Annotated in this window: 11 protein-coding genes and 1 pseudogene; 8 read left to right on the top strand and 4 right to left on the bottom strand. The window is 71.3% G+C overall.

The window, feature by feature from the left end:
* Positions 1-157 precede the first annotated feature (157 nt).
* Positions 158-1,006 (top strand): oxidoreductase, encoded by an 849-nt coding sequence (locus tag ACFV9M_RS33085; RefSeq protein ID WP_385071896.1) that lies wholly within the window; start codon positions 158-160, stop codon positions 1,004-1,006.
* The gene (locus ACFV9M_RS33080; protein ID WP_385071898.1) at positions 1,003-1,620 is read left to right on the top strand and encodes a TetR/AcrR family transcriptional regulator; all 618 of its coding nucleotides are present in this window, start codon (positions 1,003-1,005) and stop codon (positions 1,618-1,620) included. The genes ACFV9M_RS33085 and ACFV9M_RS33080 overlap by 4 nt, the downstream gene beginning before the upstream one ends.
* A gap of 582 nt (positions 1,621-2,202) precedes the next feature.
* Here ACFV9M_RS33080 and ACFV9M_RS33075 read toward each other — a convergent pair.
* The 3 genes from ACFV9M_RS33075 to ACFV9M_RS33065 form a co-directional block, all read right to left on the bottom strand.
* A complete protein-coding gene (locus tag ACFV9M_RS33075) occupies positions 2,203-2,868 on the bottom strand; it encodes a hypothetical protein (RefSeq protein WP_385071900.1) in 666 nt (221 codons plus the stop codon).
* A 141-nt stretch (positions 2,869-3,009) separates the two neighbouring features.
* On the bottom strand, positions 3,010-4,731 hold the full coding sequence (locus ACFV9M_RS33070; RefSeq protein ID WP_385071903.1) for a prolyl oligopeptidase family serine peptidase: 1,722 nt from the start codon (positions 4,729-4,731) through the stop codon (positions 3,010-3,012).
* A 265-nt stretch (positions 4,732-4,996) separates the two neighbouring features.
* Positions 4,997-5,932, bottom strand: a complete 936-nt coding sequence (locus ACFV9M_RS33065) for an NADP-dependent oxidoreductase (protein WP_385071906.1) — start codon at positions 5,930-5,932, stop codon at positions 4,997-4,999.
* A 49-nt stretch (positions 5,933-5,981) separates the two neighbouring features.
* Between ACFV9M_RS33065 and ACFV9M_RS33060 the strand changes: the two genes are divergently transcribed.
* Positions 5,982-6,596 carry a TetR/AcrR family transcriptional regulator gene (locus tag ACFV9M_RS33060; RefSeq protein WP_385071908.1) on the top strand — a complete coding sequence of 205 codons (615 nt, stop codon included), beginning with the start codon at positions 5,982-5,984 and terminating at the stop codon, positions 6,594-6,596.
* Positions 6,589-6,892, top strand: a pseudogene (locus ACFV9M_RS33055) (transposase); the annotation flags it as partial. The gene ACFV9M_RS33060 and the pseudogene ACFV9M_RS33055, both read left to right, overlap by 8 nt.
* On the opposite strand, the gene ACFV9M_RS33050 reads toward ACFV9M_RS33055, so the two are convergent.
* Positions 6,878-7,366: a hypothetical protein gene (locus ACFV9M_RS33050; RefSeq protein ID WP_385071926.1), complete on the bottom strand. Its 489-nt coding sequence runs from the start codon at positions 7,364-7,366 to the stop codon at positions 6,878-6,880. The pseudogene ACFV9M_RS33055 and the gene ACFV9M_RS33050 sit on opposite strands and share 15 nt — an antisense overlap.
* Before the next feature lie 339 nt (positions 7,367-7,705).
* On the opposite strand from ACFV9M_RS33050, the gene ACFV9M_RS33045 reads away from it, so the two are divergent.
* The 4 genes from ACFV9M_RS33045 to ACFV9M_RS33030 all read left to right on the top strand — a co-directional run.
* Entirely contained in the window at positions 7,706-8,320 is a 615-nt protein-coding gene (locus ACFV9M_RS33045) for an ArsR/SmtB family transcription factor (protein WP_385071911.1), read from the top strand.
* A gap of 4 nt (positions 8,321-8,324) precedes the next feature.
* Positions 8,325-9,728: an MFS transporter gene (locus ACFV9M_RS33040; protein ID WP_385071914.1), complete on the top strand. Its 1,404-nt coding sequence runs from the start codon at positions 8,325-8,327 to the stop codon at positions 9,726-9,728.
* Positions 9,729-10,242: 514 nt separating this feature from the next.
* Entirely contained in the window at positions 10,243-17,157 is a 6,915-nt protein-coding gene (locus ACFV9M_RS33035) for an amino acid adenylation domain-containing protein (protein ID WP_385079351.1), read from the top strand.
* A gap of 49 nt (positions 17,158-17,206) precedes the next feature.
* Positions 17,207-19,260, top strand: a 2,054-nt coding sequence (locus ACFV9M_RS33030; protein ID WP_385102608.1) for a condensation domain-containing protein, incomplete at its 3' end; no start/stop codon positions are given.

Raw genomic sequence — 19,260 nt, 5'->3', positions numbered from 1 at the left:
CAGTCAGGTGGGCCTGGACCTCGCCGGTGGTCGACCTTGAGGAGTCTGCCCCGTGAGCGCCACCAGAATCGACGTGGTAACGATAAAAATCGACACTGTGTAGACTTTCTACTGGAGGGAGCGGTCCGGCTCCTCGCAAGACCTTGCTGGAGGAACAGTGCAAAAGCAGAACTGGCTCATCACCGGCGTCAGCACGGGCCTGGGGCGCGCGTTCGCGCAAGCCGCCCTGGCCGCCGGGCACACCGTGGTCGGCACGGTCCGCTCCGAGGAGGACCTGCGGGCCTTCGAAGGGCTAAACCCCGGGTACGCTCACGGCCGCATCCTGGACGTGACGGACGATGAGGCCGTCTCCGTCGCGGTCGCGGAGGTGGAGCGGAGCGTCGGTCCTCTGGACGTCGTCGTCGCCAACGCCGGCTACGGCCTGGAGGGGACCTTCGAGGAGACCCCGCTGGCCGAGGTGCGGCGGCAGTTCGAGGTCAACGTGTTCGGGGCGGTGGCCACCCTGCAGGCGGCGCTGCCCCAGATGCGCCGGCGCCGCCGCGGACACCTGATGGCCGTCACTTCCATGGGCGGGCTGATGGCCGTGCCCGGCATGTCCGCCTACTGCGGCAGCAAGTTCGCCCTGGAAGGCATCCTGGAGGCGCTGGGCAAGGAGGTCGCGCAGTTCGGGATCCATGTGACGGCGATCGAGCCCGGCTCCTTCCGCACCGACTGGGCCGGACGGTCCATGACGCGCGCCGCGCGGACCGTCGACGACTACGACGAGCTGTTCGCCCCCATCCGCGAAGCGCGGCAGAAGGCCAGCGGGAACCAGCTGGGCAATCCGGCCAGGGCCGGGGAAGCGATCGTGCACATCGCGTCGGTCGAGCAGCCGCCGGCCCACCTCGTCCTGGGCTCGGACGCGCTGCGGCTGGTCACGGCCGCGCGCACGGCGGTGGACGAGAACATCCGTGCGTGGGAGGCGCTTTCCCGTACGACCGACTTCACCGAGGGTGCTCAGCTGTGACACCTGACCACCATTCCGCGCACGGCCGTCGCACCACCGAGCGCAAGGGGGATGTCCGGGAGCGGGCCATTCTCGACACCTGTGAGGCCCTGCTGGCGCACAAGGGCTACGACGCCATGACCGTCGGCGACGTAGCCCAGGGGGCCGGGATCACGCGTGGTGCCCTGTACTTCTACTTCGGCTCCAAGCAAGAAGTGGTCACGGCACTCGTCGCCCGGACCGTCGAGCACCTGTGGGAACGGTCCCGGGCCACCGCGCAGACGGACGAGCCACGCCAGGCCATCGCGGCGGCCATGCAGCGCACGGTCGAGCTGTGGAACGAGCACGGCCTGGTCATGCGCACGGCGATCGACCTGTCGTTGACCGTGCCGGAGATCGGCGAGCTGTGGAATCACACGGCTGACCTGTTCATCGCGGCCATCACCGCCGTCCTGGAACGCGCCGGCATCCAGGCCGGCGCCGCACCGGACCAGGCCTCAGCGATGGCACGCGCCCTGTGCTGGATGATCGAGCGGACCTTCTACCACGCCTCACAGGAATCCCGCGAGAAGCTGCAGGAGGCATCGGCGACATGCGAACACATCTGGCTCACCAGCGCCGGCCTGATCACCTGAGGTATCTGCCATGGACGTGGTGAGGCGCGGAACCATGAAGTTCCGGTCGGGGCCCGCGCAATCACGGATGGGTGTCGTGGGTTTTTCAGTGGTGTGGCGTCAGAAGCCGTTGTCCTACCGATTACAAGGACGGTTCTGATCGAACGGGATCCCTGGTCGGGTGACCTTGGCCGGGTGGGCGCATGAAAGCAGGGCCTCCGGTGCAGCACGAGGGTTGCGAAGCCAACTCGAAGTGCAGGGAGGCCCTGTTGTCCCGGTCTTGCGTGCCGGTCCCGGTCCCGTCCACGCGTCAACTCGCCGTCCTCGTCGGCCAGTAGATCGCAGGCAACGGCGGCCTCGTGGTTGCCGGGACCGTGGCCGCTGGTCAGGGCAACGGCGGTGAACAGGCCGGTCTCCGGTTCGAAGAACGCATGCCCTTTGAAGCCTGAGGGGCCACGAAAGCCGATACAGCGGACTCACCCTCTACCAGACCCTCGACGCCCTCCAGGACCTGCTGAGCTGCTGGACCGGCACCTGCACCACCTGCCACCGCCCCCTGCCCAGAACCTCCGCCACCAGCCAGAACCCAAGAGCCAGAGCAACCTAACGGAGTCCTACTAAGTGACCCGTCGTGCGGAGCCACCGCATCGTTGTGACAAGCTCTTCGCTGAAGTCTTCGCACAGCGCGAGCAACTCGCGACCGGTGGACGAGTCGAGCAGCCCCGCGGCATCGGGGAGTGCCCGGAGAGCGCTGTGGCAGGCGGACTCGACTGCGAAGTTGCGCGACGCGAAATAGCCCTCGCTCGCCCGCTCCGCCTGGTAGGCGAGGTACTGGCGGTGGGCTTCCTCCGAGGGGTGGGAGTAGAACGAGCCCTCGACGAGGTCGTCGAGGTGGTTCGCCAGGCCGGCCGAGGCTTCGACCACTCGCTCTGCTTCGTCCAGGCCAGGCTTGTCCAGCAACTCGCCGAAGGTCAGCAGGCTGCTGATGGTCTCCAACTGGAAGAGCTGGATCGTGTCCGGGTCGACTTCAGACGTGAAGAGCGGGGCGATGCACAGCTTGGCGATTGCTCGCCGGTATGCGCGATCCGACTGTTCACCAGCAGGTGATGCTGCCAGAAAGAACAGCGACTCCAGCGCGGCCTGGTCGACGCCCCACTGCGCATCGAGCTCGAACGCGAGTACTGGCCCGCGCCACCGCCACAGGGCCAGGACGGCAGCCAGACGCTGGTGGACAGGCTTCAGGTCCGCCAGCCGCTCGAACTGCGTCATGTCCTTGAGCCAACCCTTCTGATCTCTACCGATCCCTGCCCGACCCCTTCACCCAGGGACACTGTAGAAGCAGCCGAAAGACCACGCGATCGCCAGACGGCGCCTCTTCTCCGAGCCGAGAAGGCCCGCAGGGCCGGCTGTTCACCAGGTTGCCTGTCCGTCGCCGGGTGGGAGGAGGCCGGTGTGGTGTGCGCAGAAGGCGAGGGCGTCGCTGTGGAGGCAGGCGTAGCGGGAGGCGGCGCGGGGGCCGTGGCCGACACCGTCCTCGGTGCGCAGGAGGACGGGTTTGCCGGAGGTGGTGGCCTGCTGGAGCGCGGCGGCGAATTTGCGCATGTGGGCGGCGCCGACTCGGGGATCGGTGCGGGGGCTGGTGAGGAGGACGGTAGGGTAGGGGGTGCCGGGGCGGACGTTGTGGTAGGGCGAGTAGCTGAGCAGGGTGGCGAGCTGGTCGGGGTCGTCCGGTGCGCCGATGAGGTACAGGCCGACCGGTGTGCCGTCCTCGGAGCGGTAGGTGACCTGCCGTACGTCAGGGTCCTGGTGCCCGGATGCGCGCGGCCGGGCCGAGGAGGCGCTCGGCGCGGGCGCGAGTCCGGTCTCGGGCCGGCGCTGTCCGTGCGGCAGGGTGAGCCGGTGGACGGCGGGCGGGGTGGTGAAGTCGGTGTAGGTGAACCAGACGCGGTCGGTGTCCCCCGGCGGTGTGCTCGGTGCGCTGACGGTGCCCGGACCGCGCCCCGGGGCGGGGATGTCGGCGAGGAGCCGTCCCGTCGGGTCGTGCAGGGAAAGGCGCGGGACGCCGTTGGTGACGGTGCTCACCAGCAGTCTCACCGCGGAGGTGCCGGGGTCGGTCAGGGCGGTGCAGGCGGACAGCAGATTGTCGGGGCCTGGCTCGACAAGGGTGGTCCAGGCCGTTGAGCGCGGATCGGCCGGGTCGATGAGGCACACCCGCCCGCGCGGGGCGCCGGCGTTGGTGATGCCGTAGAGAAGACCCCGGGGGCCTGTTCTGATTAGGGCGCTGCTGCCGTCGACCGTTCCGTCGTGGACCACCACCGGCTGAGGGGCCGCGAGTCCACGTCGGCCGGCCGGGCCGGTGGCCAAGTCGGCGAGGTGCAGGACGTTGCCGGTCTGGGCGCCGGGCGCGGCGCTGATCGTCAGCCAGCGGCCCTCCGGACCGAGCCGGACGGACAGGTGCCGCATCGCCGTCTCGAACACGACCGGATCGTGTGCGGGGTCATCTCCGATACGGTGCAGCCTCACCCGGCGGGCCTCGCCGGCCTTCCCGGTCACGTAGTAGAAGCCGGTGTCGTCGGTGAGCCAGGCGACGGCGCTGGGCCGTCCCGGTGCGAGCGGCCCGTCGACCATCCGGCCCTCCGTCACGTCCATGACCCGCAGGACGGGCTCCTCCGCGCCGCCGACGGCCACTTGGAAGGCGAGCAGCCGACCGGACCACGACGGGCGCCACGCCGACAAGGTCGTACGTCCCGACGGATCAAGGCGCATCGGATCGAGGACCACCTGCCCGGCCTCGACGTCTTCCCCCTCCCTCGCGGTGACCAGCACGGGCAGCTCCTGCCCGGCACGCCGGCGCAGGAAGAACCGCCGCCGGCCGCGGAGTACGGGAGCCGACACCACGGGCACCGCGGCACCTCCGGTGCCCGTCAGCTCGTCGAGCAGCGCACGAAACGCCGGCCTGGTCCGCCAGGCCGGGACGGTCCGGTCCAACAGGCGCTGCTGCTCACGCAGCCACTGCCCGCACTCCGCCGCGCCGTCGTCCTCCAGCCACCGAAACGGGTCCGGCACCCTGCGTCCACAGACCTCTTCGTCGGCCGGCCGCCGCAGCGCGGGCGCGTCCGTCACCTTCTCCACGTCCCTCTATCCACCCACTACGGCCCCACCCACTACGGCGGCGGACCCCTGCGCGGGATCCGCCGCCCGAGACCGAAACGGTCGGTTGGAAGACACCCGCCGAAGCCCTCAACGACCATCTACTATCGATCACATAAGCCGGTGTTGCATCCACTGGTTGAACCCGGTCAATACACGTCTTTCGCGTTCACCGCGCACCTCCTCGAAGCCGGCATCGACGCCCCGATCCGCACCGCGCAATGGGTGCGGTGGTCCGCACGGACGTTCAGTGCAGCAGTACGATCTTGCCGCGGGCGTGGCGGCTTTCGCTCAGCGCGTGGGCGGCTGCGACCTCGGCGAGGGGAAACGCCCCCGCAACGGGGATCCGCAACCGGCCCTGTTCAGCCAGCTCGACCGCGATCGCCAGGCCGTGCACCGCGGGCGGGTCGGCAGGGCCCAGGGCCGTACTCGGCGATGTGTGCGACATGTGCACGCCGTGGGCGGCGGCGGTGATGTCGGCGACCGTCACCACGCGGGCTGGGTCCCCGGCGATGGCGACCAGGTCGGGCAGCGCGCCGCCCGCGCAGTCGAACACCGCGTTCACACCGGACGGGGCCAGTGCGCGGACCCGCTCCACCAGTCCCGGCCCGTAGGTCGTCGGCTCCGCGCCGAGGGAACGCAGGAAGTCGTGGTTGTGCTCGCTCGCGGTGCCGATCACAGTGGCGCCGCGCACGACCGCGAGCTGGACGGCGACGGAGCCGGTCCCGCCCGCCGCGCCCTGGACCAGCACGGTGTGCCCGGAGGTCACCGCAAGCCGGTCCAGGACGCGGAAGGACGTCTCCACGGCGCCCGTCGCGCCGGCCGCCTCCTCCCACGTCCACGCGGCCGGCTTCCGCGCCCACACGGTGAGGACCACATGGTCGGCGTTGGCACCGCGGTCGGTGCTCGGGACCGCGCCGAACACCTCGTCCCCGACGTGGACGCCGGACACGCCTTCACCCACCTCGTCCACCACGCCTGCGGCTTCGTAGCCGGTCCGGGCCGGGAAGACCGTCGGCAACACCTCGCGTATCGCCCCGGACCGGATACGCACCTCTCCCGGTGACACGCTCGAGGCGCGGACGGCGATCCGGATCTCCCCCAGGCCCGCGTGAGGTTGCGGTACCTCGACGATCCGCAGGACGCTGGGCGGGCCGTACTCGGCAAACTGAACTGCTCTCATGGCTCGAACGTAAACGGATCGCCTCTCCCACCCCACTAAAGTGAGAGCGGTGGCGACCAGAGTGAATCAGTTGCGTTCAGACGCCGACGACAACCGTGACCGCATCCTGGCGGCGGCCCGGCTGGCCTTCACCGCCGAGGGCTTCTCCGTGCCGGTGCGGGAGATCGCCCGGCGCGCCCAGGTCGGCGCCGCCACCGTCTACCGGCGCTTCCCGACCAAGGAGGCGTTGTTCACGGCGGCCTTCGCCGAGGACATGGCCCTGTGCTCGAGGGTCGTCGAGGAAGGTCTCGCGGCGAGGGACCCGTGGCAGGGGCTGTCACTGGTGATCGAGAAACTCGTGACAGCGCACGGCGGCGACCCGCGGGTGCGGACCATCCTCGCGCGGCTCGCCCGCAGCGCGGAGTTCACCGCCGACCACGACCGGACGGTGCGCGGACTGCTGGAGCTGATCCGACGTGCCAAGGAGAGCGGCGAGCTGCGGGCGGACATCGTCCTGGAGGACATCGTCCTCACCCTGCAAGCGGGTCACGGCATCCGCGCGAGCTCACCCACGGCGCAAGCGGCGGCGACACGCCGACTCGCGGCGCTGTTCATCCAGTCGTTCCGGGCAGACGCCGACGCGGTCCCCCTACCGCCCGCCGTCCGGCTGCCGATGCGTGCGTGACACACCAGAACCGGATCAACCAGTTGGTCCGGCCTGCCTGGCCCCTCGGTGGGCGGGAGGCCGTCCCCGCCTGCTCACCCCTGACGACGAGGACTTCGCCGTCCAGACGGCCACCACCCATCCCACCGAGCTCGGCCAGCCCTTCACCGATGGTCGATCCGTGAACTCGCCGCCCACCTGAGCCGCGTGCACGGACACGTCGTCCGCATCGGCCGGGAAGCCTTACGGTGCCTTCTCCGGCGACAGGCATCACCTTCCAGCACACCAAGACCTGGAAGGAATCACCCGACCCCGAGCGCCTTATTGGCCTGGTTGGTCCGGTTCAGGTATCCGGTTGCAGGGCAGCCGTCATCCGGGTCATCGGTCGGGCACATTCCCGGGTCGCCTTCGTCCCCGAAGAGGTAGGCGTCCACTGTGCAGCCGTCGGTGGCGAAGGTCAGTGCCAGCGTGCTGCCGCGTGCGGCGGTCTCGTCAGGAGTGCGGCTTCCGCCGGTTTCCGCGGGGGCATAGAAGGCCCAGCGGCCGGAAGACAGGGCCGAAGGGGCGCTGCAGTCTGATGCGACGGGATAGTGGTCGAAGTGCACGCTGGTGAAGGTGTGATCCGCGCGGAAGGTCAGGGACGTGCCCGCCTCGTTGACCCATCGCCCCTCCACCTGATCCGCGGGGACTTCTGCGGCATGGATCCCTGCCGCCCACCCACAGGACACGGTCATCGTCATCGTCATCGCCACCACTGCGAAAGCAGCCGACCGCCAGACCTTTCTGCCCACGCACCCCCCTCCCTTACACGCCCAGGCGGCCGACCGTATCCAGGCTCCGCCGGCCCGCCCGCATACGACATTGAACACGTTCAGATTCTACAGGTGGCTATCTGGCGGAGTGGCGCATCCGCGATGCGGCGCTAGATGTGGACGAGGATCTGCCGTAGGGGATGTCCGAGCGCTTCCGTGAGGGAGGTCAATCCGGTCGCGGCGCGGGCCGGCACGCGGATGCGGATGCGGATGCGGATGTGCACCGTAGGCGCCTGTCAGCAACTGCCGCCAGATTGCACAGACTTCTGTGCACAGATCTCTATGCACAGAAGTCTGTGCTGTCTTATCGTGAAGGGCATGGAACAACCGGAAGCGCAGTCCCCCCAGGTGCAGTTGACGGCCCGTAACCTTCGCGGCATCGCCCATCCACTGCGGGTGCGGATCCTGACGGCCCTGCGGACGGAGGGCCCCGCCACCGCGACCACCCTGGCCCGGCGGCTGGATCTGAACACCGGCGCCACCAGCTACCACCTGCGCCAGCTCGCCGAGTACGGGTTCATCGTCGAGGCGCCGTCACGGGGAGGCCGCCGCGAGCGGTGGTGGCAGGCGGCTCACGCCAACACCGTCGTTCCGGACGACGACGCCCTGGGCGGCGACGGGATCGGGGTCGAGTACCTGCGGGCGCTGGGCCGGGTCTGGGCCGACGCCATGGCGGGGGCCATCGACGCCACGCCCGCGCTGTCGGCCGAGTGGCGCGACGCGCAGGACTTCGGCGACTACGCGCTCACGCTCACCCCCGCCGAGGCGAAGGACCTCATGACGGAGATCCACGGACTGCTCAGGCGGCGCAACACCGCCTCCGTACCCGGCGGTTCGCCGATTCCCGAGGGCTCCGCCCGGGTCAGCTTCCAGTTCCAGATGTTCCCCACCAGCGAGGACCGGCACGTCACCCATCCCACCGACACGGAGTGAGAAGATGACCTCCCCCCACCAGCAGACCACCGCCGGCCCGGCCGTGGACACCAACGCCAAGTCGCCCGCTCCCGGCGACCCGGACGCCGGGCCCCGGATCCTGCGCGGCCTGATCGGCATGCTCGCCGCCAACGCCGCCGCCCTGTCGGCGAACCGGGTGCTGTCGATCGCCCTGCCCTGGTTCGTGCTGACGACCACCGGCAGCGTCGGCAAGACCGGCCTGGTGGCCTTCTGCCAGATCGTGCCGTACGTGGTGGCCCAGGCGCTGGCGGGTCCGCTCATCGACCGGCTCGGCCCCAAGCGGATCAGCGTGGCGGGAGACCTGGCCTCCACCGCGGCGATGGTCATCGCGCCGCTGCTCTACCTCACCGGCAACCTGTCGTTCGGTCTGCTACTGGCGCTGCTCGCGGTCGTAGGCGCCGCCGACGGTCCGGCCAACGGCGCCAAGGGACTGTTCGTCCCCGCGGCCACCCGCGCGGCCCGCGTCCCCATCGAACGGGGCACCGGTCTGTCGGCCGCGGTGGAACGCACCGCGACCACCATCGGCCCCGCCCTGGCCGGCGTGGTCGTCACCGCCTTCGGCAGCCTGTACGCGCTGTGGGTCACCGCCGCCCTGTTCGCCCTGTCCGCGCTGGTGGTGTCCACGACCCTCACCGACCCGGTGCCCGAGGCGCACGAGACACCGGTGGAGGAGGCCGACGGCTATCTGTCCCGCCTGCGGCAGGGCGCGGAGTTCCTGCGTGACGCCCGGCTGCTGCGTTCCATCGTCGGGATGCTGGCGATGACGAACCTGCTCGACCAGGCGTTCATGTCGGTGCTGCTGCCGGTGTGGGCCAAGGAGACGGGCAACGGGCCGGAGGCCATCGGCCTGGCCGTCAGCGTCTTCGCGGCCACCTCCATCGTCGCCGCGCTCGTGGCGGCGGGGGTGGCCGAGCGGCTCCCGCGCCGCACCGTCTACCTGATCGGCTTCACCCTCGGCGGCGTGCCGCGCTTCGCCGTGATGGCGTCGGGTGCCCCGCTGTGGGTGGTCCTCGTGGTGCTCGCCGTGGGCGGTCTCGGGTCGGGCTTCGTCAACCCGATCGTGGGCGCCGTCACGTACGAGTTGATTCCGACGCCGCTGCTGGGCCGGGTCAAGACGCTGGCGCAGGCCGTCACGTGGGCGGGCATTCCGTTCGGCGGGCTGCTGGGTGCGGCCCTGGTGACGACGACCGGGACGTCCGCGGCGCTGTGGATCGTGGGCGGCCTCTACCTCGTCGCCATCGCGGTGCCGGGCATGAGCCGCGAGTGGTCCGGCATGCGCAAGCGGACGGTGGCCGAGGGCGAGTCCCCCGACGGTACGGCGGTGAAGTCGCCGCAGGTGCCCGCGCAGAGCTCGGCCGGCGAGCCCTCGGTACCGGCCGCCGTCTGACGGGGCGGGCCCGGGTGGGGGGGGGGGGCGAGGGGTGCGGTCCGCGGTTCCCCGCCCCACCCCGCTCCAGGGGGGGGGCGGGGGGGGGCGGTGCACCCGGGGGTGCCGCCCGGGCCTACCCCGCCCCACCCCGCGGTCCGCCCTCGCGCCTGCCCGAAGCGGATGTGCCCGCGTCACGGCCGGCACAAGTGTCCATGTCCCGTCAGAGCACGAGTGTCCATTGTCCCGTCAGGGCACGAGTGTCCATTGTCCCGTCAGGGCACGAGTGTCCATTGTCCCGTCAGGACACACGTGTCCGTGTCCGGGCGGGCACGTGTGTCCACGTCCCGTCAGGGCACACGTATCCACCTCCCGTCGGGCACAAGTGTCCACGTCCCGGCGGGCACAAGTGTCCACGTCCCGTCGGGCAGAAGTACCCAGTTTTCTCGTCCGGTTCGTCCTGCCAGCATCGAGATCGGCTGAGCACCCGAAGGCCTTTTCCGACACGGGCAGACGACGAGGAACTGGTGGACGCATGACTACGAATCCGATGGTGGCCCCGGCCGCCGGCCGGAAAGCGGCGCACGAGAGCCTGTCGCCGGCGGAGGCCCGTATCGCCGCGCTGTGGGAATCGGTGCTCGGCGCCCGGGTGACGGAGGCGGAGAAGGACTTCTTCGACCTGGGCGGCACACAGGCCCGGGCCACGGAAATGGCGCTTCGTGTCGCGGAGGAATTCGGTTCAGAATTCCACGCCGGGGCGATTTCCGCGCCGCTGACCGTTCGCTCCGTGGCGTCCTTCCTCGCCGAGGAGGCGCTCCAGCGGGCCCGTCGGCTCTTCGAGTCGGCGGACATGGACCTCGGCGAGCTCACCGGCCCGGTGACGGTATCGGCCGAGCCGGACGAGGAGACGGGGATCCGGCCGGCCGTCCGGGACGGGCGCGCGCTGCCGCTCTCGTTCGCGCAGCGCCGGCTGTGGTTCCTGGACCAGTTGGAGCCGGGGCGCGCCGAGTACCTGATCCCCACGGGGCTGCGCATCCGCGGACCGCTGGACGTGCCGGCCCTCGAGGCGTCGTTGTCGGAACTGGTCGCCCGTCACGAGGTGCTGCGCACCCGGTTCGTCACCGACGAGGACGGCGCCCCCTCGCAGGTCGTGGACGAGGCGCGGCCGGTTCCACTCGCCGTCCACGACCTCAGGTCTGTCACGGACGCGGCGGAGCGGGAGACCGCGGCCACCTCGCTCGTGGACACCGAGGGCTTCCGCCCGGTCGACCTCGCCACCGGTCCGATGGTGCGCGCGCTGCTGGTCCGGCTGGCGGACGAGGAGTACCTGCTGTCGCTGACGGTGCATCATGTCGCGTTCGACGGCTGGTCGGCGGGGGTCCTGTCGCGCGAACTGACCGCGCTGTACACGGCGCACGTCACCGGTGCGAACGCGGACCTGCCGCAACCGGCCCTTCAGTACGCGGACTTCGCGGTATGGCAGCGCGAGTGGTTCACCGGGGGCGTCCTCGACGAGCAGCTCGGCTACTGGCGCGAGCGGCTGGCGGGGGCGGATCCCCTGGAGCTGCCCACGGACCGCAGGCGTCCCGCGCGGCGCAGCGGGAAGGGCGGCATGATCACCTTCGGGGTCCCCGCCGACGTCGCCGACGGTGCCCGCAGGGCGGCGCACGAGACGGGCGCGAGCCTGTTCATGACCTTGCTGGCCGTGTTCCAGGTCGTGCTGTCCCGCTACAGCGGCCAGGAGGACATCTCGGTCGGCACGCCGATCGCCGGCCGCAACCGGGCCGAGATCGAGGACATGGTCGGTTTCTTCGTCAACACCCTCGTCCTGCGCACCGACCTGTCCGGTGATCCGACGTTCACCGAGCTGGTGGCGCGTGTGAAGGACACCGCGCTGGGCGCCTACGACCACCAGGATCTGCCCTTCGAGCGCATCGTGGAGGAACTGGCGCCGCAGCGTGACCTGTCGCGCAACCCGCTGTTCCAGACCATGTTCGTCCTCCAGAACACGCCGGACAGCCGGTCCTGGGACCTGCCCGGCCTGGACGTGCGGCAACTGGACGTGGTGGCCCAGGAGTCCAAGTTCGATTTCACCTTCTACGCGACCGAGGCGGCCGACGGCGGCCTGGACGGCACGATCGTGTACTCCACCGACCTCTTCGACGAGAGCACGATGGTGCGGCTCGCCGGGCATTTCGTGACGCTGCTCGCCTCCGCGGCCGAAACCCCCGGCGCCCGGCTGTCGGCACTGGAGATGCTGACCCCCGGCGAGCGCGCGCGGATCCTCACCGAGTGGAACGGCGCCGACACCGACGCGCCGGACGGCGTCACCGTGCACCGGCTGTTCGAGGAGCAGGCCGCCCTGCGGCCCGGATCGCCCGCCGTGACGTGCGGGCCGGACACCCTCACCTACGGGCAGCTGGACGAGCGGGCCGGCCTGATAGCCGGCCGGCTGCGCGACCTGGGCGCCGGGCCGGGAACTCTGGTCGCCGTCTGCCTGGACCGGGGCACGGACATGGTGTGCGCGCTGCTCGGCATCCTCAAGTCGGGGGCCGCGTACGTACCGCTGGACCCGGCGTATCCCACCGACCGGCTCGCCTACATGGTCGAGGACTGCGGCGCCCCGCTCCTCGTCACGCAGGGGGCGCACTCCGGGCGGCTGCCCGCGGGCGTCACGCGGGTGCTCCTGGACGGCGACTGGCCGGCAGCCCTCGCCGGGCCGCCGGCGACGGGCCCGGCGCCGCGCCCCGGTCCCGACGACCTGGCCTACGTGATCTACACCAGCGGTTCGACCGGCCGTCCCAAGGGCGTGCAGATCACCCACGGCGCGCTGCGCGCCCGCATGCGGGAGACCCGGCGGCAGCTGGGGTTCACCCATGAGGACCGGGTCCTGCAGTTCGCGTCCATCGCCTTCGACTCCTCCGTGGGGCAGATCTTCGCGCCGCTCTCCTCGGGTGCGTCCCTGGTGCTGCGGGACGAGGCGTGGGACCCGGGCCGGCTGGCGCAGGCGCTGCGCACCAGCGGGGTGACGGTCGCCTGGCTGACGCCGTCGGCGTTCGGCGCGCTCGTCGCCGAGCTCGACGGCCCGCAGACCATCGGTCCCGAACTGCGGCTGGTCCGGCTCGGCGGCGAGGCTCTGCAACGGGAACAGGTGCGGGAGTGGTTCCGCCACACGTCCGTCCCGCTGGTCAACGGCTACGGGCCGTCGGAGGCCGCGCAGGAGGCCACGACCGCCCGGATCACCGGCCCCGGGGACTACGTGCCGATCGGCCGTCCCGTCGACAACGCCAGGGTGTTCGTGGTCGGCAAAGACGGCCGCCCCGTTCCGGTGGGCGTCCCGGGCGAGATGTGGATCAGCTGCCCGGGACTGGCCCGGGGCTATCTGGGCCGGGCGCAGCTGACCGCCGAGAAGTTCACCACCGTCACGGTCGACGGAACACCGCGGCGCGTGTACCGCACCGGTGACCTCGCCAAGTGGCACGCGGACGGGCGGCTGGAATTCGTGGGCCGCGCCGACAACCAGGTCAAGCTGCGCGGCTACCGCATCGAGCTGGGCGAGATCGAGACCGCGCTGCTCACCCACCCGTCGGTGACCGGCGCGACCGTCGTCCTGCGCGAGGACGTCCCCGGCCTCCCGCGCCTGGTGGCGTACGTGGTGGCGGACACGCCCGTCGGCTCGGGGCCGTTGCGTGCCCATCTCCGGCGCGACCTGCCGGACTACATGGTGCCCGCCGCGTTCGTCGCGCTGGAGAGGATCCCGCTCACGCCGAACGGGAAGACCGACCGGCGTGCGCTGCCCGCCCCCGCGTCGGACCGGCCCGAGCCGGGCACGGCGTTCGTCGCGCCCCGCACGGACGCCGAGCGGATCGTCGCCGACGTCTGGGCGGAGGTGCTGGGCATCGACACGATCGGTGTGGAGGACGACTTCTTCGCGCTGGGGGGCCACTCCCTGCTGGCCACCCAGGTCGTGTCGAGGCTGCGCCGACGGCTCGGCGTCGACGTCCCGGTGCGGACGCTGTTCAGCGCGCCGACCCCGGCGCTGCTCGCCGCCGCCGTGGCGGACCTGGACGGCACCGGTGGTTCCCGGATCACGCCGGTACCGCGCGACGGGCGCCCGCTGCCCCTGAGTTTCGCGCAGCAACGGCTCTGGTTCCTGGACCAGTTGGAGCCCGGCCGGGCGGAATACCTGCTGCCGTTCGCCGTGCGGCTGCGCGGCGAGCCGGATGTGCCGGCCCTGAACGCCGCGTTCACGGCTCTGGTGGCGCGCCACGAGATCCTGCGGACCCGCTTCACCACGGACGCGGAGGGCGGCCCGCTCCAGGTGGTCGACGCCGCGGCGCCCGTGACGGTGCTGGTCCGTGACCTGCGCGGCCGCACGGACCGACGGAACCGTGAGGAGGCCCTCGGCGACGTCCTGCGTGACGACGCCCTGCGCCCGGTGGACCTCGCCGCGGACCTGCCGCTGCGCGCCGTGCTGGTGCGGACGGCCGAGGGCGAGTCCGTCCTGGCGGTCACCGTGCACCACATCGCCTTCGACGGCTGGTCGGTCGGTGTGCTGGTCCGCGAGCTGTCGCAGCTGTACACGGCGGCGCTGGGCGCGGGCGCCGAGGGGGGAGCGGCCCTCGCACCAGCTCTCGCACCGGCACCGGCCCCCGCACCGGCGCTCACGCCGTCCCTCGCACCGGCCCCCGCACCAGCAGCTCTCACGCCGTCCCTCACACCGGCCCCCGCACCAGCAGCTCTCGCGCCGTCTCTCGCACTGGCCCCCGCACCAGCAGCTCTCGCGCCGTCCCTCGCACCGCTGCCGGTGCAGTACGCCGACTACGCGCTGTGGCAGCGGGAGTGGCTGTCCGGCGAGACGCTGGAACGCCAACTGGCCCACTGGCGCGAGCGGCTCGCGGGCCTGGAGCCGTTGGAGCTGCCCACCGACCACCCGCGTCCCGCGCAGCGCGCCGGCAGGGGCGAGGTCGTGCGGTTCTCGGTGCCCGCCGAGGTCGCGGAACGCGCCAGGGCCGTCTCGGCGGACGGCGGCGCGAGCCTGTTCATGACGTTGCTGGCCGTCTTCCAGCTGCTCCTCGCCCGCCACAGCGGTCAGCGGGACATCGCGGTCGGCACCCCCATCGCGGGCCGCAACCGTGCCGAGACCGAGGAGCTGATCGGCTTCTTCGTCAACACCCTGGTCCTGCGCACCGACCTGTCCGGCGACCCGTCCTTCACCGAACTCCTCGCCCGCGTCAAGGACACCGCCCTCGGCGCCTACGACCACCAGGACCTCCCCTTCGAACGCCTCGTCGAGGAACTCGCCCCCGACCGCGACCTCTCCCGCAACCCCCTCTTCCAGACCCTGTTCGCGCTCCAGAACACCCCCGGCGCGGACGCCTGGAACCTTCCGGGGCTGACCGCCGAGCCGGTCGAGACGCCCGTCCGCGACGCCAAGTTCGACCTGTCGATGTACCTCGCGGAGGCCGACGACGGCACCTTGGACGGGGCGGTCGTGTACGCGGACGACCTGTTCACCGAGGCGTCCGCCCGTCGTCTCGTCACGCACTTCCAGACCCTGCTGGCGGCGGCCACGAACCGCCCGGGGGCGGCCCTGTCCGAGCTGGAGATGCTCGGCGACGAGGAGCGTCGCCGCATCCTCACCGACTGGAACGACACCGCCGCGCCCGTCCCCGACACGGCTACGCTGCACGGGCTGTTCGAGGAGCGCGCCGCGCTCACGCCGGACGCGGTCGCCGTCGTCTGCGGGCCGGAGGCCCTGACCTACCGCCGGCTCAACGAGCGCGCCAACCGGCTCGCCCACCGGCTGCGCGAGATGCCCGGCATCGGACCCGACGTACCGGTGGGCGTCTGCCTGGACCGCTCCCCCGCGATGGTGTGGACGCTGCTGGGCATCCTCAAGGCGGGCGCCGCGTACGTACCGCTCGACCCGGAGCACCCGGCGGACCGCCTGGCCTATCTGGTGGCGGACTCCGGCGCACCGCTCGTGGTCACCGACACGGCACACGCCGGACTGCTCCCGGAGGGGCCGGCCTGTCTGGCGGTCGACCGGGACACGGACCTGCCGGACCGGCTGCCGGTCACCGACCCGGCGCCCGTCGCCCGGCCACAGGACCTGTCGTACCTCATCTACACCAGCGGGTCGACGGGCCGCCCCAAGGGGGTGCGTGCCGAGCACCGCGGAGTGGTGAACTACCTCGCCGGTATGCAGTACGCGTTCCCGCTCGCGCCGGGCGAGGGATTCCTCCAGGCCACGCCCCTGTCGTTCGACGTGTCGGCGTACGAGATCTTCTGGCCGCTGTGGCAGGGCGCGACCGTCGTGCTGGTGCCCGGGTCCGACCGGCTGGACATGGCCGAGGTGTCACGTCTGATGCGCGCGCACCGGGTGGTCGGGCTGCATTTCGTACCGAGCCTGCTGGACCTGTTCGTGTCCCGGGTGCGGCCGGAGGACTGCTCCCACCTGCGGTACGCCTTCGCGAGCGGTGAGCCCCTCCAGCCGACGCTGGTGAGCCGCTTCCTGGACCGCTTCCCGGGCGACCTGGTCAACCTGTACGGGGCGACGGAGGTCTCGGTGGACACCACGTTCTGGCGCGCGTCGCGCACGGACCCCGGCGGTCCGGTGCTCGCCGGCCGGCCCCTGGCGAACCAGACCGTGTACGTCCTCGACCAGGACCGGAGTCCCGTCCCGGCGGGAGTCCTGGGTGAGGTGTACCTCGGCGGCGACAGCGTGTGCCGCGGCTACCACCACCGCCCCGAGCTGACCGCGGAGCGGTTCGTGCCGGACCCGTTCAACGGTGGACGCATGTACCGCACGGGTGACCTCGGCCGGTTCACGCAGGACGGCGAACTCGACCTGCTGGGCCGCGTCGACCGGCAGGTCAAGCTGCGGGGCGTCCGGGTCGAGCTGGGGGAGGTCGAGTCGGTGCTCCTGGGGCACGGGACGGTCGGCGGGTGCGCGGTCGTGGTCCGCGAGGACACCCCCGGCGACAAGCGGCTCGTCGCGTACTTCGTGCCCGCGCCCGGGACGGCCGCGGACGCGCCCGGTCTGCGCGGGTGGGCGGCCGAACGGCTCCCGCGAGCGATGATGCCCTCCGCGTTCGTGGCCATGGCGGAGCTCCCCCTCAACCGCAACGGCAAGGTCGACCACGCGGCACTGCCGGCCCCCGACGGCGAGGCGGACGCCGGAACGGAATGCGTCGCTCCGCGCGACGAGATCGAGGCGGAGATCGCCCGCATCATGGCGGACGTCCTCGGCGCCGACCGGGTCGGAATCCACGACGGTTTCTTCGACATCGGCGGGCATTCGCTCCTCGCCATTCAGCTCGTGAACCGGATCGAGACGGTTTCCGGAGTCCGTATCGGTCTGCGCGAGCTCTTCCAGACGCCGACGGTCGTCGGTATCAAGCGCCAGATCATCGAATTGTTCGACGGGGAAGAACAGGTTTCCTGATTCAGCGGCCCGGTGCCCACGCGAAGTGCAGAGAAGAGGAAGAATCATCATGGGCGAGAATTCGGTTGAGGCACGGCTGCTGTCCCGCATGCGAAAGCGTGCGGACGAGAGCCGTATGGCACGCGCCACGAGGGACGACTCCGTGCCCCTCCCGCTGTCGTTCGCACAGCAGCGGCTGTGGTTCCTGGACCAGTTGACCCCCGACAGCCCCGAGTACCTGGTGCCGTCGGCCCTGCGCGTGCGCGGTGCCCTCGACGTCACCGCGCTGGGCACGGCCCTCTCGGCGCTGGTGGCCCGGCACGAGGTCCTGCGGACGGCGTTCCGGGCGGACGAGAACGGCACACCGCGGCAGGTCGTCGGCTCCCCGTGGCCGGTCGAGGTCACGGTGCACGACCTGCGGGGGACGGAGAACGCCGGCTCCCGGGCGCGGGAGATCCTGCGCACCGAGTCACGACGGCCGTTCGACCTGGGCACGGGCCGGCTGCTGCGCGCCGACGCGGTGCGGATGGCGGACGACGACCACTTCCTGCTGGTGACGCTCCACCACATCGTCTCCGACGGCTGGTCGTCCGGGATTCTCGCCCGTGAGCTACGCGAACTGTACGCGGCGGCCCTGGACGGCCGTCCCCCGGTCCTGCCCGAACTGCCGTTGCAGTACGCGGACTTCGCGGTCTGGCAGCGTGAGCAGCTGACCGGGCCGGCGCTGGACCGCCGGCTCGACTACTGGCGGGACCGGCTCGCGCACGTCATGCCGCTGGAGCTGCCGACCGACCACCAGCGCCCCGCCGCCCCGAGCGGCGACGGTGACGTGGTCACCTTCTCGGTGCCGGCCGAGGTGGCGGAGAGGCTGCGCGCGACCGCCGGCACGCAGGGGGCCAGTCTGTTCATGGTGCTCCTGTCCCTCTTCGAGATCGTCCTGGCCCGCTACTGCCGCCAGGACGACATCGCGGTCGGGACCCCGATCGCGGGCCGGAACCGCGCCGAGACCGAGGACCTGATCGGCTTCTTCGTCAACACTCTCGTCCTGCGCACCGACCTGTCCGGCGACCCGTCCTTCACCGAACTCCTCGCCCGCGTCAAGGACACCGCCCTCGGCGCCTACGACCACCAGGACCTCCCCTTCGAACGCCTCGTCGAGGAACTCGCCCCCGACCGCGACCTGTCCCGCAATCCCCTCTTCCAGACGATGTTCGTCCTCCAGGCCCCGGGCAGCGCGGACGGCCAGGGCTGGGAGCTCGCGGGGACGGACGGCGTCGAGCCGGTGGAGGTCGAGCGGGGGCTGGCCAAGTTCGATCTGACGCTGACGGCCGTGGAGTCGGCCGACGGCTTGAAGGCGGTCCTGGAGTATCGGACGGATCTTTTCGAGCGGTCGACGATCGAGCGGATGGCGGGCCACATCCGCACCCTGGCCGCCTCCGTCGCCGACACCCCCGACGCCCGTCTCTCCGAGCTGAACATGCTCACCCCGCGGGAGCGCCGGCAGATCCTCGTCGACTGGAACGGCCGCACCGGCCCCTACCCCGACACCGCCACCATCCACCAACTCATCGAGGACCGCACCGCCACCCACCCCCACGCCATCGCCCTCACCCACGGCACCCAGCAGTGGACCTACACCCAGCTCAACACACGCGCCAACCAACTCGCCCACCACCTCCGCCACCGAGGCATCACCCCCGACACCCTCATCGCCGTCTGCCTCGACCACCACCCCGACCTCATCACCACCATCCTCGCCATCCTCAAAGCCGGCGCCGCCTTCGTCCCCCTCGACCCCCACTACCCCACCGACCGCCTCACCTACATGCTCCAGGACTCCAACGCCCCCCTCGTCATCACCACCCGCGACATCGGCCAACACCTCCCCCACCACATCCCCCAACTCCACACCGACACCCACTGGCCCGACACCCACCCCCACACCAACCCCACCCCCCTCGCCACCCCCGACAACCTCGCCTACGTCATCTACACCAGCGGCTCCACCGGACAACCCAAAGGCGTCCAGCTCGAACACCGCGGAGTCGTCAACTACCTCCACTGGTGCAACCACAACTACCCCACCACCGAACCCAACGGCATCGGCACCCTCCTCTACTCCTC

It is taken from the genome of Streptomyces sp. NPDC059895 (assembly GCF_042731035.1).
Taxonomy (GTDB): domain Bacteria; phylum Actinomycetota; class Actinomycetes; order Streptomycetales; family Streptomycetaceae; genus Streptomyces.
Note: the sequence above shows the minus strand (reverse complement) of the source record. Positions and strands in the feature narration are given on the sequence as shown.

Bases quoted from the DNA above. Each gene is read 5' to 3' on its own strand.
- ACFV9M_RS33045 (WP_385071911.1), top strand. From the start codon at position 7,706: ATGGAACAACCGGAAGCGCAGTCCCCCCAGGTGCAGTTGACGGCCCGT.
- ACFV9M_RS33075 (WP_385071900.1), bottom strand. From the start codon at position 2,868: ATGACGCAGTTCGAGCGGCTGGCGGACCTGAAGCCTGTCCACCAGCGT.
- ACFV9M_RS33035 (WP_385079351.1), top strand. From the start codon at position 10,243: ATGACTACGAATCCGATGGTGGCCCCGGCCGCCGGCCGGAAAGCGGCG.
- ACFV9M_RS33040 (WP_385071914.1), top strand. From the start codon at position 8,325: ATGACCTCCCCCCACCAGCAGACCACCGCCGGCCCGGCCGTGGACACC.
- ACFV9M_RS33065 (WP_385071906.1), bottom strand. From the start codon at position 5,932: ATGAGAGCAGTTCAGTTTGCCGAGTACGGCCCGCCCAGCGTCCTGCGG.